This is a genomic window from Pseudomonas syringae pv. tagetis (assembly GCF_022557255.1).
In the GTDB taxonomy this organism is placed as follows: Bacteria; Pseudomonadota; Gammaproteobacteria; order Pseudomonadales; family Pseudomonadaceae; genus Aquipseudomonas; species Aquipseudomonas caricapapayae.
Genome location: NZ_CP092923.1, coordinates 282,408 through 305,748, shown reverse-complemented (window position 1 = coordinate 305,748; position 23,341 = coordinate 282,408). Strand labels below are relative to the sequence as shown.

The 23,341-nt window shown below is 59.1% G+C and carries 21 protein-coding genes; 11 read left to right on the top strand and 10 right to left on the bottom strand.

The features are described from left to right. Positions 1–14 precede the first annotated feature (14 nt). The 11 genes from tcyJ to MME58_RS01350 all read left to right on the top strand — a co-directional run bounded on the left by tcyJ (position 15) and on the right by MME58_RS01350 (position 11,292). Complete coding sequence (tcyJ, locus tag MME58_RS01400; protein ID WP_054988155.1) at positions 15–821, top strand: cystine ABC transporter substrate-binding protein; 807 nt, start codon at positions 15–17, stop codon at positions 819–821. Further along, positions 818–1,486, top strand: a complete 669-nt coding sequence (tcyL, locus tag MME58_RS01395; protein WP_082427053.1) for a cystine ABC transporter permease — start codon at positions 818–820, stop codon at positions 1,484–1,486. The genes tcyJ and tcyL overlap by 4 nt, the downstream gene beginning before the upstream one ends. A 3-nt stretch (positions 1,487–1,489) precedes the next feature. Beyond that, a complete protein-coding gene (gene tcyN / locus MME58_RS01390; RefSeq protein ID WP_054988156.1) occupies positions 1,490–2,233 on the top strand; it encodes an L-cystine ABC transporter ATP-binding protein TcyN in 744 nt (247 codons plus the stop codon). A 574-nt stretch (positions 2,234–2,807) separates the two neighbouring features. Beyond that, positions 2,808–3,527 (top strand): hypothetical protein, encoded by a 720-nt coding sequence (locus MME58_RS01385; protein WP_054988157.1) that lies wholly within the window; start codon positions 2,808–2,810, stop codon positions 3,525–3,527. Between the two features lie 544 nt (positions 3,528–4,071). Next, positions 4,072–5,244 (top strand): SfnB family sulfur acquisition oxidoreductase, encoded by a 1,173-nt coding sequence (locus tag MME58_RS01380; RefSeq protein ID WP_241409131.1) that lies wholly within the window; start codon positions 4,072–4,074, stop codon positions 5,242–5,244. 25 nt (positions 5,245–5,269) lie between these two features. Beyond that, positions 5,270–6,475: an SfnB family sulfur acquisition oxidoreductase gene (locus tag MME58_RS01375; protein ID WP_055005565.1), complete on the top strand. Its 1,206-nt coding sequence runs from the start codon at positions 5,270–5,272 to the stop codon at positions 6,473–6,475. Continuing rightward, positions 6,475–7,833, top strand: a complete 1,359-nt coding sequence (locus tag MME58_RS01370) for an LLM class flavin-dependent oxidoreductase (protein WP_055005566.1) — start codon at positions 6,475–6,477, stop codon at positions 7,831–7,833. Before MME58_RS01375 ends, MME58_RS01370 begins: the two co-directional genes overlap by 1 nt. 229 nt (positions 7,834–8,062) lie before the next feature. Next, complete coding sequence (locus MME58_RS01365; protein WP_055005567.1) at positions 8,063–8,851, top strand: MetQ/NlpA family ABC transporter substrate-binding protein; 789 nt, start codon at positions 8,063–8,065, stop codon at positions 8,849–8,851. Continuing rightward, a complete protein-coding gene (locus tag MME58_RS01360) occupies positions 8,848–9,978 on the top strand; it encodes a methionine ABC transporter ATP-binding protein (RefSeq protein ID WP_055005568.1) in 1,131 nt (376 codons plus the stop codon). Before MME58_RS01365 ends, MME58_RS01360 begins: the two co-directional genes overlap by 4 nt. Beyond that, on the top strand, positions 9,968–10,612 hold the full coding sequence (locus MME58_RS01355; protein WP_055005569.1) for a methionine ABC transporter permease: 645 nt from the start codon (positions 9,968–9,970) through the stop codon (positions 10,610–10,612). The genes MME58_RS01360 and MME58_RS01355 overlap by 11 nt, the downstream gene beginning before the upstream one ends. A gap of 56 nt (positions 10,613–10,668) precedes the next feature. Beyond that, positions 10,669–11,292 (top strand): class I SAM-dependent methyltransferase, encoded by a 624-nt coding sequence (locus tag MME58_RS01350; protein WP_055005570.1) that lies wholly within the window; start codon positions 10,669–10,671, stop codon positions 11,290–11,292. Positions 11,293–11,567: 275 nt separating this feature from the next. Here the strand turns inward: MME58_RS01350 and MME58_RS01345 are convergent, their stop codons facing one another. The 10 genes from MME58_RS01345 to MME58_RS01300 all read right to left on the bottom strand — a co-directional run bounded on the left by MME58_RS01345 (position 11,568) and on the right by MME58_RS01300 (position 23,326). After that, positions 11,568–14,669: an efflux RND transporter permease subunit gene (locus tag MME58_RS01345; RefSeq protein WP_055005571.1), complete on the bottom strand. Its 3,102-nt coding sequence runs from the start codon at positions 14,667–14,669 to the stop codon at positions 11,568–11,570. Then, positions 14,666–15,751 carry an efflux RND transporter periplasmic adaptor subunit gene (locus MME58_RS01340; RefSeq protein WP_055005572.1) on the bottom strand — a complete coding sequence of 362 codons (1,086 nt, stop codon included), beginning with the start codon at positions 15,749–15,751 and terminating at the stop codon, positions 14,666–14,668. Before MME58_RS01340 ends, MME58_RS01345 begins: the two co-directional genes overlap by 4 nt. Further along, positions 15,748–16,866, bottom strand: coding sequence for an efflux RND transporter periplasmic adaptor subunit (locus MME58_RS01335; RefSeq protein ID WP_054985502.1), 1,119 nt, complete (start codon positions 16,864–16,866; stop codon positions 15,748–15,750). Before MME58_RS01335 ends, MME58_RS01340 begins: the two co-directional genes overlap by 4 nt. Before the next feature lie 294 nt (positions 16,867–17,160). Then, entirely contained in the window at positions 17,161–17,712 is a 552-nt protein-coding gene (locus tag MME58_RS01330; RefSeq protein ID WP_055005573.1) for a hypothetical protein, read from the bottom strand. Positions 17,713–17,862: 150 nt separating this feature from the next. Next, positions 17,863–18,441 carry an RHS repeat-associated core domain-containing protein gene (locus MME58_RS01325; RefSeq protein WP_233590990.1) on the bottom strand — a complete coding sequence of 193 codons (579 nt, stop codon included), beginning with the start codon at positions 18,439–18,441 and terminating at the stop codon, positions 17,863–17,865. 264 nt (positions 18,442–18,705) lie between these two features. Further along, positions 18,706–18,882 (bottom strand): DUF6124 family protein, encoded by a 177-nt coding sequence (locus tag MME58_RS27645; RefSeq protein ID WP_122239261.1) that lies wholly within the window; start codon positions 18,880–18,882, stop codon positions 18,706–18,708. A 524-nt stretch (positions 18,883–19,406) separates the two neighbouring features. Then, positions 19,407–20,426, bottom strand: a complete 1,020-nt coding sequence (locus MME58_RS01315) for an ABC transporter substrate-binding protein (RefSeq protein WP_055005575.1) — start codon at positions 20,424–20,426, stop codon at positions 19,407–19,409. A 45-nt stretch (positions 20,427–20,471) separates the two neighbouring features. Then, positions 20,472–21,338: an ABC transporter permease gene (locus tag MME58_RS01310; protein ID WP_055005576.1), complete on the bottom strand. Its 867-nt coding sequence runs from the start codon at positions 21,336–21,338 to the stop codon at positions 20,472–20,474. 193 nt (positions 21,339–21,531) lie between these two features. Then, a complete protein-coding gene (locus tag MME58_RS01305) occupies positions 21,532–22,413 on the bottom strand; it encodes an ABC transporter ATP-binding protein (RefSeq protein ID WP_055005577.1) in 882 nt (293 codons plus the stop codon). A 16-nt stretch (positions 22,414–22,429) separates the two neighbouring features. Further along, complete coding sequence (locus MME58_RS01300) at positions 22,430–23,326, bottom strand: TauD/TfdA dioxygenase family protein (protein ID WP_055005578.1); 897 nt, start codon at positions 23,324–23,326, stop codon at positions 22,430–22,432. Between the last annotated feature and the right edge of the window lie 15 nt (positions 23,327–23,341).

Genomic DNA, 23,341 nt, shown 5'->3' with positions numbered 1-23,341 from the left:
AACAAGGGGCTCGCATGAACATTTCCGCTATTCGTCGCACGTTTCTTTTCTCGGCACTAGGCTTGATGCTCGGTGCCGGTATCGCCGGGCAAGCCATGGCTGGCGAGCAACTGCAGAAAATCAAGGATAGCGGCACTCTGAATGTGGGCCTTGAAGGCACCTACCCGCCATTCAGCTTTGTCGATGAAAACGGCAAGCTGACGGGCTTCGAAGTCGAGTTTTCCGAAGCGCTGGCCAAGGAACTGGGTGTAAAGGCCAAAATCCAGCCATCGAAATGGGATGGCATTCTGGCCGCTCTGGACTCCAGGCGTCTGGACGTGGTGATCAATCAGGTGACCATCTCCGACGAGCGCAAGAAGAAGTACGACTTCTCCGAACCCTACACCGTGTCCGGCATCCAGGCGCTGGTTCTGAAGAAGAACGCCGACGCGATCAAGGAGCCTAAAGACCTGACCGGCAAGAAAGTTGGCGTGGGTCTGGGTACCAACTATGAACAATGGCTGAAAGCTAACGTTCCGGGCGCAATCGTCAAAACCTATGACGATGACCCGAGCAAGATTCAGGACCTGAGCGTAGGTCGTATCGACGCGATCCTCGTCGACCGTCTGGCCGCCCTGGAAATGGCCGCCAAGACTCAAAACACCAAGAAAGAACTTGCGCCCGCCGGTGACGCATTCTCCCGCCAGGAATCGGGCATTGCCCTGCGCAAAGGCGAGCCTGAACTGCTGGCGGCCATCGACAAGGCCATCGACAAGCTGCGTGCCGACGGTACGCTGAAGAAATTGTCGGAAAAGTACTTCAACGCTGACGTCACCCAATGATTGAAGAGAGCCTTCAGCTCGCGCTGGACTCCGCGCCCTTCCTTCTCAAGGGTGCGTATTACACGGTCTTCCTCAGCCTGGGCGGGATGTTTTTCGGATTGTTGCTAGGCTTCGGCCTGGCACTGATGCGCCTGTCGCGCTTCAAGCCGGTGAACTGGATAGCACGCATCTATGTGTCGTTCTTTCGCGGTACACCGTTGCTGGTCCAGCTGTTCGTGATTTATTACGGCCTGCCGGAGCTGGGCATCCAGCTCGAACCGCTGAGCGCGGCACTGATCGGTTTTTCGCTGAACATGGCCGCCTATGCCTGTGAAATTCTGCGCGCAGCCATCGGTTCCGTGGAGCGCGGGCAGTGGGAAGCTGCCGCAAGCATCGGCATGACGCGCTGGCAGACGATGCGTCGCGCAATCCTCCCGCAGGCAGCACGTACGGCCTTGCCGCCGCTGGGCAACAGCTTTATCTCGCTGGTCAAGGACACCGCGCTGGCAGCCACCATCCAAGTGCCGGAGCTGTTTCGCCAGGCGCAGTTGATCACCGCGCGTACATTCGAAATTTTCACCATGTACCTGGCCGCCGCACTGATCTACTGGATCCTTGCCACGGCGCTCTCGCACTTGCAAAACAAGCTGGAAGCCAGGGTCAACCGGCATGATCTGGAGACCTGACCGATGATAGTCGTTGAAAAACTCACCAAGGAATTCAAGGGCAATCAGGTGCTCAAGGGCATTGATCTGCGTATCGAAGCCGGGGAAGTCGTCGCCATCATCGGGCCCAGCGGTTCGGGCAAGACCACTCTGCTGCGCTGCCTGAATCTGCTCGAAACGCCTGACAGCGGCCGGATCAAGGTGGGCGACATCGAGATCGATGGCACCCGCTCCATGAACCAGCAGCAAGGATTGATCCGCCAGTTGCGCCAACAGGTAGGGTTCGTGTTTCAGAACTTCAATCTGTTCCCGCATCGTACCGCACTGGAAAATGTCATTGAAGGTCCGGTGGTGGTCAAGAAGGTGGCACGGGAAGCCGCCGAGGCACTGGGCAGGAAGCTGCTCGCCAAGGTAGGCCTGACCGGCAAGGAAGATGCTTATCCGCGTCGCCTCTCCGGCGGGCAGCAACAGCGCGTGGCGATTGCACGGGCACTGGCGATGGAACCTCAAGTCATTCTGTTCGACGAGCCGACCTCGGCACTGGACCCCGAGCTGGTTGGTGAGGTGCTGACAACGATCCGTGCCTTGGCCGAAGAGAACCGCACGATGGTAATCGTTACCCACGAGATGAGCTTCGCACGAGAAGTCGCCAACCGGGTGATCTTCATCGACAAGGGAGTAATCGTCGAGCAAGGTGAAGCCAGGTCGCTGTTTGCCAATCCCCAGGAGGAGCGCACCCGACAGTTTCTCGAGCGCACTCGCGCCTGAACCTGCAGATCGTCCCTTGCAAAGCAGCGTCCATTCAACGGCGCTGCTTTTTTCTTACATTTCAGAAGGCATCAATCGTTCAATATCCTTGCTCGATTCCTGCGTAATTTTCCGAAAAATCATCGAAATAATAAAAACGACCTACGTCAGTTCTGATAGCTGACTCGTAGTCGGCCAGCCTGCGGGAGGCCTTCCTTGCCGAACACGCCCTCCTGAACATCCCTCTGCCCGTTACTGCCTGTTGCTATTGATACTTTGTGGTAGGACGGTTGTTTATCGCGGAGTCAACAGTTCTAAATATACCGTGTAGGAAGTATCTGGTTTTCAAGTAAAACACCGGGAAACGCCACTCGCATATTGACAAGCGTTCGCAAAGCCCATTAGCTCACACACTTAGGCCATTTAGTAAGACAGCAAAGTTTCAAGTGCGCATTTCATACTATTTGTAATGTTTGCCACACCTTGGATATTTAAGGTACTTATCTCGCTGCCTGAATTGCTTCACTTATTACTTAACCATGACAACTTACGACAATTCTTTACTTTAATTACTGATTATCAGGAGTACCCAAACATGCGCAAAATCCTTTGCAAGGCTACCCCCATGGGCTTGCCAGCCCCTTCCATACCGCTGGCCAGCCGACACGGCATCGGTGTGAGAATCGCTTCTCAACTTCTTGTCCATGTGCCCCCCTACGAGGGCATGGACGAGGGTGACCTGATCGAACTGTTCTGGGACGGCTGTTACGTCGCGTCAAAAATCTTGAAGGCATCCGACCTTGGCAAACCCAGCATCCTACGTGTACCGGAAAGCTTTCTACAGAACGGTAAGGCAAGGACTTACTACCGGGTCATGAAGATAGGTGGCGTACCCGTGACCTCGCCTTGCCGCAAGCTGTGGGTCAAGCTCAACGTACCGGGAGGGCGACTGATCGGCGCCAATACGGAAGAAAACCAGGGGCTGGCACCGCTGTATGTCGCACCATCGGTCATACGCCGCGGGCTGTCTCGCCGACATCTGGAAGGCGGCCTGCCGATGACCATCGAGCCGTATCTGAATATGGCTGCTCACGACGAGATCACCGTGCGCTGGGGCGATCTGCGCATGGATCTGCCGCCGCTGGCTGCCGAAGATGTCGGTGAGCCTGTCGATCTGGTCATACCGCCTGCGCTTATAAGAGAAGGCGGTGAAGAGCAGCAACTTGAAGTGACTTACTGCGTGATCGACCGCGTGGGCAACAACTCCCTCTGGGCACCACCCCGGCTAATAAGAGTTCAGCCACTGGGTGATTAAACTGATTGAACACTGCCCATGGAATAACCGGGGACGTGTAAGAAATGTTTGTACGTGGCCAGCACAGGGCTGGCGATAGTCGAAAAACCAGACGTTATCACCCCGCACCAATCATTATTGTTTTGTACCGCTGCCGAGCGTTCAAGAAAGTGCGAAATCGTTCAGACGTCAGCTGTATTCATTTCGCACTTCATTGTGCACATCAGTCTGTCGCCTGATGTGGCGCAGGGTGAGGCACTGAACGGACATTGGCGACAGACAATTACCGTCTATGCTTATTCCAAAAAGCACGTTTTAAAAACTTTTATACACGCTTAGGGTATATGCACCGGACCACCGGACATCGTGATGTTTTCCAGCCGTACTTGATGCGGTCTACTGCTACGAGGTGCCGATGGTCCCTTTCACAATTACCCCTGTGGATAAACCCAGGGCCGTAACGATTGACGGTGAGCGACGCGAGTCTGATCCGGCGACGTTAGCGGTTCAAAGCGTCGAGGTTTCACAAGAACCTGACGTTGCCCCCCGTCTGCTCCCGGCCAAGGTGTTGCAAAACGACGCCGAAGCCATAGCCGCCGCCCACGAACTGGCAGCGTCAGCGCAGATCAATGCCGCCAACCGCGACCGGCAACGCGCGTTGCCGTGGGCTGAAATCGAACAATTCACTCGTAGCGGGCTGGGCAGTATTTCCATACCCCGTGCGTACGGTGGTCCGCAAGTCTCGTTCGCTACGGTGGCCGAGGTGTTCAGGATCATTTCTGCCGCCGATCCCGCCCTGGGGCAAATCCCGCAAAACCAGTTTGGCATTCTGCACCTGCTGCAGGGCAGTGCCACCGAGCAACAGAAAAAGACATTGTTCCAGAGCGTGCTGGACGGTTGGCGTATCGGCAACGCCGGTCCCGAGCGCGGCACCAAAAACACACTGGAACTCAAGGCACGGATCACCACCCATGGCGACCATCTGGCCATCAGCGGGCAGAAGTTCTACTCCACCGGCGCGCTGTTCGCACATTGGGTTGCGGTCAAGGCACTCGATGATCAGGGTCGGCAGATCATGGCCTTTGTCAAACGCGGTACGCCGGGTCTGCGCATTGTCGATGACTGGTCTGGCTTTGGCCAACGCACCACCGCCAGCGGCACCGTGCTGCTCGACAACGTTGCCGTCGACGCCGGGCAGGTGGTCGATAACTGGCGTCTGTCCCTGACGCCCAACATTCAGGGTGCGGTATCGCAGTTGATCCAGGCGGCGATAGACGCGGGCATTGCTCGCGGTGCAATCGATGATGCGATTGCGTTCGTTCGCGACAAATCCCGTCCGTGGATCGATGCCAAGGTCGAGCGTGCCAGCGACGACCTGTATGTGATCGCAGACATCGGCAAGCTGAAACTTGAGCTGCACGCCGCCGAAGCACTACTGCGCAAGGCGGGCCAGGAACTCGACGAGATCAACGCGACGCCCATCGACGAGCACTCGGCAGCACGCGCCTCCATCGCCGTGGCGCGTGCCAAGGTATTGACCACCGAAATCTCGTTGCTGGCCAGCGAAAAGCTGTTCGAACTGGCAGGCAGCCGCGCGACGCTGGCCGAGTTCAATCTCGACCGCCACTGGCGCAACGCGCGGGTTCATACCCTGCACGACCCGGTGCGCTGGAAATACCACGCAGTCGGCATCTGGCATCTGAACGGCACTCTGCCTGCCCGTCATTCCTGGATCTGAACCAGACCACTGGAGAACACCTTTCATGAGTTTCAACCCACAAGCGCGCGACAACGCAGCGCTGATCACCAGTGACGCTCAAGCCCTGCAAACCGCCCGCGAACTGGCCTCGCACTTCAAGACCGACAGCGCGCAACGCGACCGCGAGCGCCGCCTGCCCCATGCCGAACTCGACCTGTTCAGCCAGTCCGGCCTGTGGGGCATCAGTGTCCCTAAGGCCTTCGGCGGCGCGGGTGTCTCAAACGTGACGCTGGCCAGGGTGATCCAGCTGATTTCCGAAGCCGATGGTTCTCTGGGGCAGATCCCGCAGAACCATTTCTATGCCCTTGAAGTGCTGCGCGTGAACGGCAATCCACAACAGCAGGTGCGGCTGTATGCCGAGGCACTGGCTGGCGTGCGGTTCGGCAATGCGCTGGCCGAGCTGGGAACCCGGACCGCACATGACCGCACCACTCGCCTGACCCGCGACGGTGACGGTTATCGCATCAACGGCCGCAAGTTCTACGCCACCGGGGCGCTGTATGCGCAACGTATTCCCACCTCGGTCATCGACGACGAGGGCGTGCAGCAATTGGTTTTCGCCGCGCACGACAGCGAGGGGCTGACCGTCATCGACGACTGGAGCGGTTTCGGGCAACGCACTACGGGCAGCGGCTCGGTAGTGTTCGACAATGTGTACGTCAGCGCGAACGACATCGTGCCGTTTCAAAGCGCTTTCGAGCGCCCCACTACGGTCGGCCCGCTGGCGCAGATTCTCCATGCAGCGATCGATACCGGCATCGCCCGAGCAGCCTTCGAGGACGCCCTGACGTTCGTACAGAAGCGCACCCGACCATGGATCGATTCGGGTATCGAAAAGGCCGTGGATGACCCACTGACGCTGCACAGCTTTGGCAAACTCGGTATTCGCCTGCACGCCGCCGAGGCGCTGCTGGAGCGGGCCGGGGAGTTTCTCGACATTGCTCAGGCAGACAGCAATGCCCGGACCGTGGCCGCTGCCTCGATAGCCGTTGCCGAAGCCCGCGCCATCAGCACGGAGATTTCCCTGGCGGCCGGCAGCACGCTATTCGAGCTGGCCGGCAGCCAATCGACTCTGGCCGAGCACGGCCTGGATCGCCACTGGCGCAATGCCCGCGTTCATACCCTGCACGATCCGGTGCGCTGGAAGTTTCACGCCATCGGCAATTACTACCTAAACGACACCAATCCTCCGTTGCGGGGGACGATCTGATGGCACGCAAGAAGATCCTTCTCAATGCGTTCAACATGAACTGCATTGGCCATATCAATCATGGCCTGTGGACACATCCGCGTGACACCTCCACACACTTCAACAGCCTGGAATACTGGACCGACCTGGCCAGGCTGCTGGAACGCGGATTGTTTGACGGGCTGTTCATTGCCGATATCGTGGGGGTGTACGACGTCTACCAGAACTCGGTCGACGTGACCCTGAAGGAAGCTATCCAGTTACCGGTCAACGACCCGCTGCTGCTGGTCTCGGCCATGGCTGGCGTGACGAAACACCTGGGCTTCGGCCTGACCGCCAACCTGACCTACGACGCGCCCTATCTGTTCGCCAGGCGCATGTCGACGCTGGATCATCTGAGCCGTGGCCGGGTGGGCTGGAACATTGTCACCGGCTACCTCGACAGTGCGGCGCGGGCGATGGGGCTGAGCGAGCAGAACGAGCACGACCGCCGTTACGATCAGGCGGACGAGTACCTGGAGGTGCTGTACAAGCTCTGGGAAGGTAGCTGGGAAGACGACGCAGTCATCAACGACCGCGAGCAGCGTGTCTATGCCCAGCCGGGCAAAGTCCACAAGGTACGGCATAAAGGCGAGTTCTATCAGGTCGAGGGTTATCACCTGTGCGAACCGTCGCCGCAACGCACCCCGGTGCTGTTTCAGGCCGGCAGTTCGGAGCGTGGTCTGCAGTTTGCCGGACAGAACGCGGAATGCGTGTTCATCAGCGGCCAGAACAAAGCTGCAACCCGCGAGCAGGTCGACAAGGTGCGCGCCAGCGCAGTGAAGGCCGGACGCAACGCGAAGGACATCAAGGTGTTCATGGGCCTCAACGTGATCGTTGCCGCCAGCGAGGCGCAGGCTCGCGAGAAGTACGCCGAATACCGCCGTCATGCCAGCGCCGAAGCAGGCGTGGCGCACTTTGCAGCGTCGACCGGGATCGATTTTTCGGAATACGAACTGGACGAGCCCATTCAGTACGTGAAGAGCAACGCCATTCAGTCCGCGACCAAAAACCTGAAGAACAACGACTGGACGCGCCGGAAACTGCTCGATCAGCACGCGTTGGGCGGCCGTTATATCACGCTGGTCGGCTCGCCTGAGCAGGTCGCCGATGAGCTGGAATCGTGGATCGAGGAAACCGGCCTGGACGGCTTTAACCTGACCCGCATCGTCACGCCGGAGAGTTACGAGGACTTCATCAACCTGGTGATCCCGGAGCTGCAACGCCGCGGGTCCTACAAGACCGCTTACGAAGACGGCACCTTGCGCAGAAAGCTGTTTCCAGAGGGTACGGATCGCTTGCCGGAACGGCATGCGGGGGCAACACACCGAAGTATTTGATTACGACATGCGCGCCCACGCTGAAGCGCTCAGCGTTATACACAGATTTTGTGGGAGCGGACTTGTCCGCGAAGACGGTGATTCAGACGATTTACTTTCGGAGAATATACCGGCCCTTTCGCGAACAAGTTCGCTCCCACGGCCTTCGGCCAGAATCAAAAACAGGTCTGTGTATAAGGATGAGCTCAGGGCGTGGGGACGAGACTTAGGGATTTCAAAGGACCGCATCATGAGCAAAACCCTCGCTGCACTGGCCCTCGGCCTGTTGACCCTGACCGCCCACGCCGACGACAAACCGTTGAAAGTCGGCACCACGGCAGCTTTCGCCATACCGCTCGAAGCCGCTGTCGAAGAGGCTGGCAAGCAGGGCCTGAAAGTCGAGCTGGTCGAGTTCACCGACTGGATCGCCCCCAACGTCACCCTCGCTGCGGGCGACATCGACGTGAACTACTTTCAGCACGTCCCGTTTTTGAACAATGCCAATGAAGCCGCGGGTTTCGGGCTGGTGCCCTACGCGCCGGGGATCATCAACAACGTTGGTCTGTACTCGAAAAAGTACAAGAGCTTCGATGCGCTGCCGACTGGCGCAACCGTGGCCATCGCCAACGACCCGATCAACAGTGGACGCGGCCTGCAACTGCTGGCCAAGGCCGGGCTGATCAGCCTCAAGGAGGGCATCGGCTACAAGGCGACCGAAGAAGACATCACCGCCAACCCTAAAAAGCTCAAAATCATCCAGGTCGAGGCCGTGCAGCTGGTGCGTGCCTACGATGATGCCGATCTGGTGCAGGGCTACCCCGCTTACATCCGCCTGGCCAAGACCTTTGCGGCCGATTCGGCCATCCTGTTCGACGGTCTGGACCATCCGGAATACGTCATTCAGTTCGTGATCAGACCGGATCACAAGGATGACCCGCGACTGGCGAAATTCGTCGACATCTACCAGCACTCGCCTGTCGTTCGCGCCTCACTCGACAAGGTCAACGGCAAGCTTTATCAGGCGGGATGGAAAGAATGACCGCAACCGCGCAACGCCAACGGCCACTCGACACGCCGGGCGCAGGGCAACTGGCGCAACAGGCCGAACTGCATCCGGAGCTGAACCGCGCTCATGTGCGCTTCATCAACCTGGGCAAGACCTATGACGGCCAGCAAGGTCCGGTCGAGGCGCTGGGCAATATCGACCTGGCTGTCCAGCGCGGCGAGATCTTCGGCATCATCGGGCGCAGCGGTGCCGGCAAATCATCGCTGATCCGCACCATCAACCGCCTGGAACAGCCCAGCAGCGGCCGGGTGCTGATCGATCAGGTAGACATCGGTGAGTTCGACGAAGACAAGCTGGTGGAGCTGCGCCGACGCATCGGTATGATCTTTCAGCACTTCAACCTGATGTCGGCCAAGACCGTGTGGCAGAACGTCGAGCTGCCGCTCAAGGTGGCTGGTATACCCAGGGAGCAGCGTCAGCGCAAGGTCGCGCAGTTGCTGGACCTGGTGGGTTTGCAGGACAAGCACAACGTATACCCCGCGCAACTGTCCGGCGGGCAGAAACAGCGTGTCGGCATCGCTCGCGCACTGGTGCACGACCCGGCGATCCTGCTGTGCGACGAGGCCACTTCGGCGCTGGACCCGGAAACCACTCAGTCGATCCTCGGCCTTCTGCGCGAGATCAATCAGCGCCTGGGCCTGACCATTGTGCTGATCACCCATGAAATGGCGGTAATCCGTGATATCTGCCACCGCGTGGTGGTGCTGGAACAAGGCCGGATAGTCGAGCAAGGGCCGGTCTGGCAAGTGTTTGGCGACCCGCAGCATGAGGTCAGCAAAACCTTGCTGGCACCGCTGCAAACCGGGTTGCCCAAGGAATGGGCAGAGCGTCTGAACGATCAACCGCAACGGCCAGACGCGGCCCTGTTGCTGGATGTGCATTTTACCGGTGTGAGTGACCAGGGACCGGACCTGGCAGCGCTGTTTACGGCGCTGGGCGGCAAAGTGCAATTGCTGCAAGGCGGGGTCGAGCGGATTCAGGACCGGGCTGTCGGCCATCTGGTCCTGTCGATCACCGGATCACCCTATGCATGCGCCGAGTTGCTGGCACGTGCCCGTCAATTGGCACCCCGCGCGGAGGTACTGGGTTATGTGGGTTGATCGTTTGCTGCAAGGCACCCTAGACACCTTTCTGATGGTCGGCGTGTCGTCGTTGATCGCGTTGCTGCTGGGCATCCCGCTGGCGGTGATTCTGGTCACCAGTTCCAAAGGCGGCATCTACGAAGCACCGGGGATCAACCGGGTGCTGGGTGCCTTCGTGAACCTGTTTCGCTCGATTCCCTTTCTGATCCTGATGGTTGCGCTGATCCCCTTCACACGGATGATCGTCGGCACTACATACGGGGTGTGGGCAGCCGTTGTGCCCCTGACCATCGCGGCCACGCCGTTCTTTGCACGAATCGCCGAAGTCAGCCTGCGTGAGGTCGATCATGGTCTGGTCGAGGCGGCGCAAGCGATGGGCTGTCGCCGCTGGCATATCATCTGGCATGTGCTGCTGCCGGAAGCGCGTCCGGGCATCGTCGGCGGCTTCACCATCACGCTGGTGACGATGATCAACTCGTCGGCCATGGCCGGTGCCATCGGCGCAGGCGGGCTGGGCGATATCGCCTATCGCTATGGCTATCAGCGCTTCGACACGCAGGTGATGCTCACTGTGATTGTCTTGCTGGTGGCCATAGTGGCGCTGGTACAGCTGGGCGGCGACCGATTGGCACGCAGCTTCGACAGGCGCTGAGCAGCGACAGCGCAGCGGGGGTATATTGGCGGTCTTCCTTTGCCGGACCGCCCTTTATGACGCTCGACCCTCAGACCCTTGCGCAGATTACCTCGACCACCGTCAGTCATTACAACCGTGTGGCCGACGACTTCCGCGAAGGCACCCGCGATCACGATGTAAGCCAGAATATCGATGCATTGCTGCGCCACATCGAAGGCCCGGGACCGTGGCAGATTCTCGACTTCGGCTGTGGGCCGGGGCGAGATCTGAAAACGTTCACGGCAATGGGACATGTCGCAGTCGGGCTCGACGGCTCCGAACGTTTCGCCGAAATGGCCCGCACCGAGACCGGTTGCGAAGTGTTGCAGCAGAACTTCCTTGAACTTGACCTGCCGCAAGGCCGTTTCGATGGCATCTTCGCCAATGCGGTGCTGTTCCACGTCCCCAGGCAGGAACTGCCACGTGTACTGCGTCAGCTGCATGCCACGCTCAAACCGGGCGGCGTACTGTTCAGTTCCAACCCGCGTGGTGAGAATCAGGAAGGCTGGAACGGCGAACGTTATGGCGCATATCACGACCTCGAAACATGGCGCGAACTGCTGACCGAAGCAGGGTTTACCGAACTGGAGCACTACTACCGTCCCGCCGGGCTGCCGAGGGATCAGCAGCCTTGGCTGGCGAGTGTCTGGCGGCGGTAGACTGCCTTTCGTGCTCCGTGTCATACACAAGTCTGTTTTTGACTCTGGCCGAAGGCCGTGGGAGCGGACCGGGCGACGCTTCGCTTGTTCGCGAAAGGGTTGGTATAGCCGCCGAAAATGCAGCGCCTAAAACATCGTCTTCGCGAATAATGCGGATCGCCGCCCCGGTCGCTCCCACGCCCTGCGGGCAGAAGCCTGAAAGCCCCATCTTGCGGGCGTTTCAGAGCTTGCATATAACGCTGAGCGTTGGAGAGTGCGTCTCGCTCCAACGCACATCAATGCGCTGGCTGCGCGTGTTCACCCTCGTCCTTGTCCGCCGCTTCCTGACGCTGTTCGTCGGTGGGTTCCTTGATGCGATACCAGGCCACATACAACGCGGGCAGGAACAGCAACGTCAGCAGGGTGGCGATGATGATGCCGCCGATCATGGCGTAGGCCATCGGCCCCCAGAACACTTCCCGAGCGATAGGGATCATGCCCAGACTGGCCGCTGCCGCCGTCAACAGAATCGGCCGGCGGCGATGCTCGGTGGCTTCGACCACCGCGTCCCAGGGCAGGTAGCCACTGCGCTCGTAGGCGTCGATCTGGGTCACCAGAATGACCGAGTTGCGGATGATGATACCAATCAGCGCCAGCACCCCGAGAATAGCCACGAAACCCAGTGGCGTGCCGGTCGGGATAAGCGCCAGCACCACACCGATCAGGCCCAGTGGCGCGACACTGGCCACCAGAAACATCTTCTGCACGCTGTGCAGCTGGATCATCAGGAACGTTGCCATGAGGAACAGCATCAGCGGCGCAACGCTGGCAATCGGCCCTTGCGCCTTGCTGCTTTCCTCGACCGTGCCGCCGGTCGCAACCTTGTAGCCAACCGGCAGGCCAGCGGCAAACTTGTCGATTTCCGGTTGCAACTGTTTGACCAGATCGGTCGGCTGAATCGCGTCTCGCACCGCACCTTTCACGGTAATGGTCGGCTGGCGATCGCGACGCCAGACCAGCGGCTGCTCCAGCTCATAACCGACGGTGGCAAAGGCCAGCAACGGAATGGACGTACCGCTCGGCGTCACGATTTGCAGGTTCTGCAGGGTTTCCGGTGTACCGCGCTCGGCATCTTCGGCACGTCCGATTACGTTGATCAGATAGATATCGTCACGCACCTGGGTCACGGTAGAACCGCTGACCACGCTGTTCATCAGCTTGGCAACGTCTTCGGACGACAGACCCAACTGCCGCGCCTTGTCCTGATTGATGTCAATGCGCAGCACCTTGCCTGGCTCGTTCCAGTCGTAGATCACCTCGCCCACATGCGTGTTCTGATCGAGCAGCGTTGCCAGCTCAATGGCGTGCTGACGCACCTTGTCGATGTTCTCGCCGCTGACGCGATACTGCAACGGACGACCCACCGGAGGGCCCATCTCCAGCGCCTGCACATACGACCCGATGCCGACGAAGTCATCACGCAGGCGTTTTTGCAGGCGGGCAGTCAACGCGCCACGCTCTTCCAGGCCTTTGCTGACAATCACCAACTGGGCGTAGAACGGATTTTCCAGCTGCTGATCGAGAGGCAGGTAGAAACGCAACGCGCCCTTGCCGATATAGGTGCTCCAGCGCTCGATGTCCGGATCGTCCTTGAGGCTCGCTTCAAAACGATCCACCACCTTGCGCGTCTCGTTGATCGAGGCGTTCTGCGGCAGGTTCAGATCGACCAGAATTTCCGGGCGGTCCGACGACGGGAAGAACTGGTTCTGCACGAACTGCATGGAGAACAGCGACGCAGCGAACAACCCTATCGTGATGCCAATCGCCAGCCAGCGATGACGCATGGCCCAGAGCATGCTGCCGTTGAATGCCCGGCCTATGCGGCCGGGCTCTTCGGATTTCGGCTTGATGTTGGCGCTCAGAATATGCACGCCGATCACCGGTGCAAACAGCACGGCAACCAGCCACGAGACCAGCATCGCCACAGCAATCACGGCAAACAGCGTGAATGTGTATTCCCCCGCCGAGCTGTTGTTCAGGCCGATCGGCACAAAGCCGGCCACAGTCACCAGCGTACCGGTGAGCATCGGGAACGCTGTCGAGGTGTAGGCGTAAGTCGCGGCCTGCTCCTTGGATTCCCCCATTTCCAACCGTGTGACCATCATTTCCACGGTAATCATGGCGTCATCCACCAGCAGGCCGAGGGCAATGATCAGCGCGCCAAGGGAGATCCGTTGCATGGTGATGCCGCTGTATTCCATGAACACGAACACCATCGCCAGCACCAGCGGAATCGAACACGCGACCACCAGTCCTGCGCGAAACCCGAGGCTGACGAAGCTGACCAACAGCACGATGATTACCGCCTCGAACAACGCGCTGGTGAAGCCGCCCACAGCCTTGTTCACCACCTCGGCCTGATCCGACACCTTGTGCACGCCAATGCCGACTGGCAGCTCCGCCGTTGTGGCGTCCATACGCTCATGCAGCGCCTTGCCGAACGACTGGATGTTGCCGCCCTTCTGCATTGCGATGGCCAGACCGATCGCCGGTTTGCCATCGAAGCGGAACAGCGGTTTGGGCGGATCGGTGTAGCCACGGGTTATGTCAGCAATGTCGCTCAGACGGTAAAAACGGTCATTGATGCGCAGATTGACTGCAGCCAGATCCTTTTCGGACGCGAACTGGCCGGAGGTACGCACCGAGATACGCTCCGGCCCGGCTTCGATCACCCCGGCAGGCGTCACCGCGTTCTGTGATTGCAGGCTTTGCACCACCTGGCTCTGGTCGATGCCCAATGCAGCGAGTTTGCGGGTCGAGAAGTTCAGGTACAGCACTTCATCCTGCTGACCGATCATCTCGACCTTGCCCAGACCGGGCACTTCGCGGATGTCGGCGCGAACCTTCTCGACGTAGTCACGCAACTGACGCATCGAGAAACCGTCTGCGGTAAACGCATAGATCGAGCCGTACACATCGCCGAACTCGTCGTTGAACGACGGGCCTTGCAGCCCCTGCGGGAACTGGCCACGAATGTCATCGACCTTCTTGCGCACCTGATACCAGATCTCCGGTATCGCCTTGGCGCTGGTGGTGTCACGCAGGTACACGAAGACCGTGGACTCGCCCGGTCGGGTGTAGCTCTTCACGTAATCCAGCGAGTCCAGTTCTTCGAGCTTCTTCTCGATGCGGTCAGTGACCTGCTTCAGCGTCTCGTCCACGGTCGCGCCGGGCCAGCGAGTCTGGATAATCATGGTCTTGATGGTGAAGGACGGGTCTTCCTCGCGCCCCAGCTTCATGTAGGAAAACACGCCCATCAACAGCGCGACGAACATCAGGTACCAGACGAACGACTGATGCTTGATGGCCCACTCGGATAAATTGAAATTCCCTTTCATCGCGGGCTTTCCTCATCGACTTTGACTTTCTGACCCGGCTTGAGGCTGTTGACGCCCGCGCTTACCACTTTTTCACCCGGTTTGACGCCATCGGTCAGCACGAAGGAGTCGCTGTCACGGCTGGCAATATTGACGGCTCTGGGGTTGACCGTCTGACTCTGCGGATCGACGATCCAGATCTGGCGTTTGCCATCGACTTCCTGCAGGGCATTGATCGGCAGACGCATGCGCGGCGTGATGGTCGAGCTGAGCGTCACACTGATGGCCGTGCCCAGTCGGAACGCTGCGGGGGTTTCTGCCAGCGACAGACGCGCACGGCGAGTACGCGTGGTGCGGTCGGCCTGGGGTTCGATTTCACGGATGATCGCCGTGGTGTTGACTTCCGGGTGCAGCTGACTGGCGACGGTGAATACCACGTCGGACGGCAATTGGTCGGCCAGGGTATCGGGCAGGTCGATCACCGCTTCCTTGATGTCCGGCCGCGCCAGGGTCACGACTTCCTGCCCGGCAGTCACAACTTGCCCGGCTTCGACTTTCCATTCGGTGACCACGGCATCGTGATCACTGCGCAGCTCGCTGTAGCTCAACTGATCGCGCGCCTGTTGCGCGGCCGCCCTGGCCTGCTCCAGTGACGAATTGGCGGTCTTCAGGTCGGTCAGCGCGATGTCCAGTTGCGCCTGGGCACCGACGCCGCGGTCGAACAGCTCCTGCTGACGACGGGCATTGGCCTGGGCGTTGATCCACTGCGCCTGTACATTGGCCAGATCGCCCTGGCGGGCACGCACGGTGTTCTGCTGGTCGGTCGGATCAAGGGTCGCAAGCAAATCGCCTTTTTTTACTTCACTGCCGACGTCGACGTTGCGCCGGGCAATACGACCCGCCACACGAAAGCCCAGCACACTTTGATAGCGCGCCTGGATATTGCCTGCGAAGCGTCCGAAGTCCTGAACGGATTCAGGTCGGACGTCAATGAAGACGACCGGTCGTACCGGCTCTGGAGGGGTTTCGTCCTTGCCACAGCCACTCAACAGAAAGCCGCTCGACAGCAGGCAGCCCAGCAACAGGAATGACAGGCGATTCATGGCTGCACCTGCGCATTCTGTTGTCCGGGTTGCTCGGCAATCTCGACCTGCATGTCCGGGTGTAGCAATTGTCCACCTGCCACCACGACTTTCTCTCCACTTTTTAGCCCGGCGCCGATGATGACTTTAGAGGTCAGGTAACGGGTGACGGTAACTTTGCGCAAGTTGACCTTGCCCTGCTCGTCGACCACCCACACGGCGGGCTTGCCCAACTGCTCGCCAAGGTCCTTGGTCAGTGCCGCCCAAGGCAGTTCGACGCTGGCATTGGCCGGAGCGCTCAGCGCTACGCTGACCACCGAGCCGAGGTCCATGCCATCGGGCAACGGGTCGAGCGCGATCTTGACCTGCAAGGTGCCGGTTTGCGCCGACACCGCCGGGGTCACTTCACGCACCTTGCCGCTGACTTTGATAGCCGGATTGTCGAGGAGCGTGACCTGCACGGGCTGATTGGTCGGCGGCTGAACGAACAGCGATTCGTACACATTGAACACGGCATCCCGATCACCGTCGCGCGCCAGATCGAAAATCGGCACCGTGGCCTGCACCACTTGCCCGACTTCGGCCTGACGCGCCGTGATCACACCCGGCGCATCAGCGGCCAGTGCGGTATAACCCAGCTGCTCACGCGCATTGGCCAACTGCGCCTGTGCCGCCTTCAACGAGCTTTCACTGCCGTGCAAGGCGGCCTGGGCAGAGTCATATTCGCTGCGGCTGGTGTAGCCTTTGGGCAGCAGTTTCTGCTGGCGGACAAACGCTGCGCGGGCCTGACTCACGCGGGCCTGCTCGGCGGCCACGGAGGCGGCGGCCGAATCGACATTGATCTGCAGGTCCTTGGGGTCGAGCCGGGCCAGAATCTGCCGTGCAGTGACCCGGTCACCCACATCGACATTACGCTGAATGATCTTGCCGTTGACCCGGAATGAAAGACGGGTCTGCACCCGCGCCTGAACATCACCGGTCAGGGCGACGCTGGCAGCAAAGTCAGCGCTTTTCACCGTTTGCACATAGACTCGCGGCAACTCCGGGGCAGCCGGTTTTTCCTCGCCACAGCCCGCCAGCGCCGCCAGGGCAACGGCGAGACCGAGTGTAATCAGTCCAGAAGGAAGAACGGGCATGCAGACTCCTTGTGCGGCTGCCGGGTGCGGGCGCGATAGGGCGAGAGAATAACGTGAGCATGCGACTTTGTGCGAGGGGGAGGGTTCATTGGGTGAAGAGCTTTTGCACTGCAATCGCTCGAAGTGGGCCAGACCTGCCGTGCTTTTTGACCAAAAAAGCAGGAATGAGTGGTCTGACGAGAGGACTACCATCCGGTAGTACCTCAGAGACGCCGACTGAAAAGCGCAAGGGGCGCTGGTGCACATGGGTAACTGCACGCCGTGCCCCTTGCCTCCACAATTATTTATTCAGCACTATTCTTTGTAGACTTGCACACAGGATAATTTCCCATCAATACCGTTGTCGTAATTCCCCTCAAAATAGACCAACCCGTCCGTTACTTCACCCAACGGAAGATCGGGTGCCAGAGAGTTAGGCCAGAAGTTCTCTATAAACTTGGTCAATCTGTATTTATAAAAATCGTCATCAAAACGATTACCGTCATCGCATTTATCGTCATAAAAACCGATGACGGTGGGCCTGCCGTCTATAGGGTAAACGTTACTTAACCTGTAAGCAGTAGCATTATCATTCCCACAACTGTAGTCGCTGCCCATTTGCAAAAGTTGCTCCTTCCATGGAAGGCTGCATGTCATTTCCCACCCTCCAGGAGCATTGCTGTCTCTTTTCCATAATTCCAGCGCAGCGCTTTTACCGGCTGACGGTGGCACTTCAAGAGGTACTGTCGAGACGACCATGCGAGGCTGGCACCCCAGCAAGGCTGACAACACTGTCACCATCGCAACCGTCTTGATACGGGCACTGTGCGGCCTGCGCAATTTGCTGATATATCCCGCCGTCTTCATTTCATTACCTCTCCATGGTGTTAACACCGGAATTCCGTTTGGAGCAACATGGCATTACCTGTTGCAGGGAACCTCAGAGTGGCACAACGGGATGGCAGCCAATACTATCAAGCGTACTAGGCATTCAAGAGCCCCTCCCGATGCTATCTCTTAAAGCCGGGTTATTTGAATACTGTCCCGGATACTGACGGCCCGGCGTGCTGCGCGCTTGGCAAGCTCTGTGCGAGCAAGATTCACGCTGCGCGCAACCAGGGTCGGCACGGAAATAGCGACAGCAATCGCCGCCAACGGACGCGCTGCCTCTGAATCAGGATCAATCCTGCTGACAATATAGGAAGAGGCCCATATCACACTGGCTGTAAGCGCCCCTACCGCAACAGCTGCTGAAATCTTCTCGGTAGTATTGGCTGATCTCCGGGGCGCTGTCGCAATGGCGTCCAAATCAAACGTTGCATTCGGAGTGGGCTTCACTTTCACCCCTCGGAGCACTGCTTTAACTGATGACCGAGCCAGCAGTAAGCCAATGCCTGCATTAAGAAGCCCCGCAGCGATGTAGGTCGACGTAAGCAATACGTCTATGAACTCACGCCCGTCAGGATCGCTGCGATTGACCGGTTCCCCCGCACAGTACGCATACGCATTCAACCCGCCCTTGCCGAACGGGCTCAGGCTGTCGGGACTATTGAAGCGCATCAGCACCGGGTTATAGGCGCGATAGCCATTGCCCAACAGGTAGTGGCCGGTGATGGAATCAAGCAGCTCGCCATTGAACCCCGGCAGCGCACCAGACTGACGGGCTGCACGAGCGATAGCACCGGCGAGCGAGGTACGGGTCGCGATACGGTCCAGCGCATCGTAGTTGTATCGGCACAGGCTGATTTACTGAGGCATGACGAGTAACCGGTTGCGATGGATGAGGCAAGGCGTGCCTCACTGCCCCTCACAATGAAGGGTTAAGCAGGCATCAGCTACTCGTAGAATTGCTAGGTAACCTCAATGCCTCTGAACGCATTCCAGCGAGCGCTCGAGCTCGGCCTTGGCCTTGGCCTTGGCCATATTGATCAGATGCACCACCGAGAACGCCAGATCACGTTTCAGGCCATTGAGGCGGTCACCGGTTTCATGAGCGCTGGCAGAAGCACAGCTCAGTATTTCGCTGACCTGTATCAGGGAGTCTTCGAGGGATGAAGGGTTTGGGGGTCATCGCTTGTTCCTTTAGCTGAAAAGGCCACCGAATGCTTGCTGCCAAACAAACAAGGGTGGCGACTTTGACGCGGGTTAGCAGACCGGTGTGGAACAAGCGCAAGCAACCGGCGCACCCGAAGGTGCCCCACGCAAAGCCGCCATAAACGGCACTTGCGCCACTTGTATCCACAAACAGGCTGCTAAACCCGGTCGCTGAAAACCCAGCGACCGACGCAGCCTAGTGTGCAGATTTGGCAGGCGCAAGGCCTCGGGATCTTCTAGGAAAGGTCATACGCAGGAAAGAGAAAGGGCCGAAAGAAAGGTCCTGCAGGACAGGTTTTTCGTGAGCGGAAGTAACCTGATTCTTTCAGAAGAGGACGCAGAGCGTCCAGAACGGCATTCCTACGCGGAGCGTTGGAACGATAACTTATCTCCCGGACGCCTATCGTTCTTCACGCTGCGTGGGAATGCCGTTCGTGACGCTCCGCGTCATCCTCAACCCGCGACGATCAGCTACCCTCAGTGCCATGCGCTTCTTCGAAGAAATAATCCTTCCAGCTTGCGGCCTTGTTTTTCAGTACGCCCAGCTCATGCAGTTTCTCGGCGTAGATGAAGGTGCGCTGCGGCGTGACGGTGAAGTCGATTTCCGGGTCGGCGACGATTTTCTCTACCAGTGGCAACGGCAGTCTGGATTGCTCGACGCGGATGTATGTCTGCGCGGCAGCGGGCTTGTCGGCCTTGATGATCTTCTCGGCTTCGGCCAGCGCGTCGTAGAACGCCTTGTAGGTCTTGGGGTTTTCGTCGTGGAACTTCTCGGTGGTATAGAGCACGTTGAACGTCGCCTGACCACCCAGTACGTCATAGGAACTGAGCACCTTGTGAACGCTGGGGTTTTCCAGCGCCTGATACTGGAAAGGCGGGCTGGAGAAGTGCGAGTTGATTTCCGAGCCGCCCGCCAGCAATGCTGCAGTGGCATCCGGGTGCGCCAGGCTCACCGAGATGTTGTCGAATTTCTTGTAGTTGTCGTTACCGAATACCTTGGCGGTCTCGATCTGCAACGTACGCGACTGAAAGCCTACACCGGCGGCAGGTACGGCAATGCGGTCCTTGTCGGTGAAGTCCTTGATGGTCTTCACGTCAGGGTTGTTCGTCAGCAGGTAATTGGGCATCGAGCCCAGCGAGGCAATGGCCTTGACGTTCTGCTTGCCCTTGGTACGGTCCCAAACGGTCAGCATCGGCGGCACGCCTGCCGACACCACGTCCAGCGCACCGGCCAGCAGGGCCTCATTCATTGCGGTCGCGCCGGAGATGCTGTTCCAGTCGACCTTGATGTCCAGGCCCTGTTCCTTGCCGTGCTTCTCGATCAGCTTCTGATCGCGCACCACGTCGAGGATCAGATAGCCGATGCCGAATTGCTGAGCGATGCTGATCTTGCCTTCAGCCTGTGCGCCCGTGCCGAACAGTGCGCCGAACAGGCCAAGCGTGGTCGCCAACACAGTCAGTGTCGGGCGTTGAAATCGAGTTTTCATATGTGCTTACCCTGATTTTTCAATAAAAGACTGTGTAACGGCGCTTCAACGCTGCATGCCCCAGCGCTTGACGGTCAGACGCTCGATGTTGGCAAACAGCAGGTTCTCGACGAGCAGGCCGATAAGGATCACCGCCGCGAGACCGGCAAAGACCTTGTCGGTATACAGCTCGTTACGATTCTGGAAAATGTACCAGCCCAGACCGCCCTTGCCGGATGACGCACCAAACACCAGCTCGGCAGCGATCAGTGTGCGCCAGGCAAAAGCCCAGCCGATTTTCAGACCGGCGAGGATCGATGGCAGCGCAGCAGGGATCAGGATGTGCCAGACAAAGCGCAGGCCTTTGAGGCCATAATTGCGTCCTGCCATGCGCTGGGTTTCCGAGACGCCCAGAAAGCCCGCGTAGGTATTGAGCGCCAGTGCCCACAGGACCGAATGCACCAGCACGAAGATCAGGCTGTTCTGGCCCAGCCCGAACCACAGCAACGCCAGCGGCAGCAGCGCAATCGCAGGCAGCGGGTTGAACATGGCGGTCAATGTGCCAAGCAGGTCGCGCCCCAGCTGGGTGGACACTGCCAGGGTGGTCAGGGCGAAGGCCAGAACAATACCGATCAGATAGCCTTGGATCAGTACGGTCAGGGAGATCCAGACCTTGCCCGGCAGCTCGCCGGAAATCAGCCCGTCATAAAAGGCGGCAGCCGTTTGCAGAAAGCTCGGCAGCAGCAGATCGTTGTTCTGCACGCGCGCGGCCAGCTCCCAGAGCACGGCAAGGGCGACCATGATCACGCATTTGCGTACCCAGCTCAGTTGCCAGATGCGCTGGGCCAGCGGCAGGTCGCGGGCCAGATCTTCCTGAGTGAACGGCTCCAGCGTGACTTCGTATTCTTCGCGAACAGGCGGTGCGAGGCTCATGGTTTGGGTTCTCGGTAGTCGTAAAAAGCGTATGCAGAACGTTCTAATAAACGGGCTTTTGTGGGAGCGGACTTGTCCGCGAAAAAGCCGGTACGCTATCCGAAGATGCATATTCTGAACTACCGCCTTCGCGGACAAGTCCGCTCCCACAGAAGACCCGTTCGCTCCCACGCCCTACGGGCAGAAGCGCGTATCAATAAGCAATGCGGATGTCCTGAAAATTCAGCTCTTGCTCGACCGGTCCGGCATCGCCTTCATCAAACAGCAAACGATGAATGCGCTGGGCGGTTTGCTGGAAGCCGACGCCGCCGAGGCTTTTCAGGTCGTACTGGTGACTGTTGATTTCCGCCCGCACACGTCCCGGATGCGGCGACAGCAGCAGGATGCGGTTACCGACCACCAGCGCTTCTTCAATTGAATGAGTAACGAACAGCAGCGTGAAACGCACCTCTTCCCACAGCTCCAGCAGTTCTTCCTGCATCTTGCGACGGGTCAGTGCATCAAGCGCGGCGAATGGCTCGTCCATCAAAAGGATTTTCGGTTGCATGGCCAGGGCCCTGGCAATCGCCACACGCGCTTTCATGCCGCCAGAAAGGGTGTGCGGATAGGCATCGGCAAACGCACTAAGGCCGACTTTCTCCAGGTAGTAGCGCGCCCGCTCCAGCGCTTCGGGGCGTTTCAGGGTGCGTGACGCCAGCAGCGGAAACATGACGTTCTCGATCACGGTTTTCCACGGCGGCAACTGGTCGAATTCCTGGAACACCACGATGCGGTCCGGACCGGGCTCGGTGACCTGATGGCCCGCCAGACGTATCTCGCCCTCGCTGGGCCGAATGAACCCGGCCACCGCTTTGAGCAAGGTCGACTTGCCGCAACCCGATGGGCCGAGCAAGACAAAACGGTCGGCCGGGTCGACTTCGAAACTGACTTGATGCGTCGCTCGCACCACTCGTTCCGGAGTGCGGTATTCCAGGCTGACGCCGCGGACTTGCAACAAGGCTTCAGTGCTGTGCTGAACAGCCGGTTGCGGTTGGGCGCTCGTGCTGGCCGTGTGGCCTTGCGCGACAGCATTCATGAACAGCTCTCCTGAATCAAAATGGCGCAGTGCCTTGAATGGTCGTGCGATGCAGTTTGCGTCGCAGATGGGCCTGGCAGCCGGCAGCCAGATGAATCAGAGAACGGTTGTCCCAGAACACCATGTCGTTGGCTTGCCACTGGTGCCGATAGATGTGCTCGGGCTTCACGCTGTGGGCGTAGATCTCGTTGAGAATCTGACGACTCTCGTCTTCCGGCAGATCAAGAATCCGGGTGGTGAAACCTTCGCTGACAAACAGCGCCTTGCGACCGGTCTCAGGGTGAGTGCGGACAATCGGGTGGCTGACCTCGACCACTTGGGCCAGTTGCTCGGCGGTCAGGGTCGGACGCCAATTGGCGGCGTTATGACCTTCGGCGTAGCGTGCGGTGTAGCTGTGAACCGCTGAACGCCCTTCGACTGCATCGCGCAGGTGTTGCGGCAATGTGTCCCACGCCAGATGCATGTCTGCAAACAGCGTATCGCCGCCTTCACTTGGCAGCTCCTGAGCGTAAAGCATCGAGCCCAGGCTCGGCAGCTCTTTGTAAGACAGGTCCGAATGCCAGTATTTGCCGGCATCGCCCAGGCCCACAGGCTTCTCGTTCTCGACAATGTTGGAGACGATCAGGATTTCCGGGTGGTTGGCCAACAGAAACTGCTTGAGCACATGGATCTGCAGCACCCCGAAGCGACGGCTGAAATCGATCTGCTGTTGCGGCGTGATCTGCTGATCGCGGAACACCACGACGTGGTGATCCAGATGTGCCTGATGCACACGAGCGAAGTCGGCATCGTTCAACGGCCTGGACAGATCCAGCCCAACGATTTCAGCGCCCACCTTTTCGGTGAATGGACGCACATCGAACGATTGCGAAGCAGGTTGAGCGGACGATGAAGCGAGGGAGGCTGCTGGCATGAGAACTCCGACTCC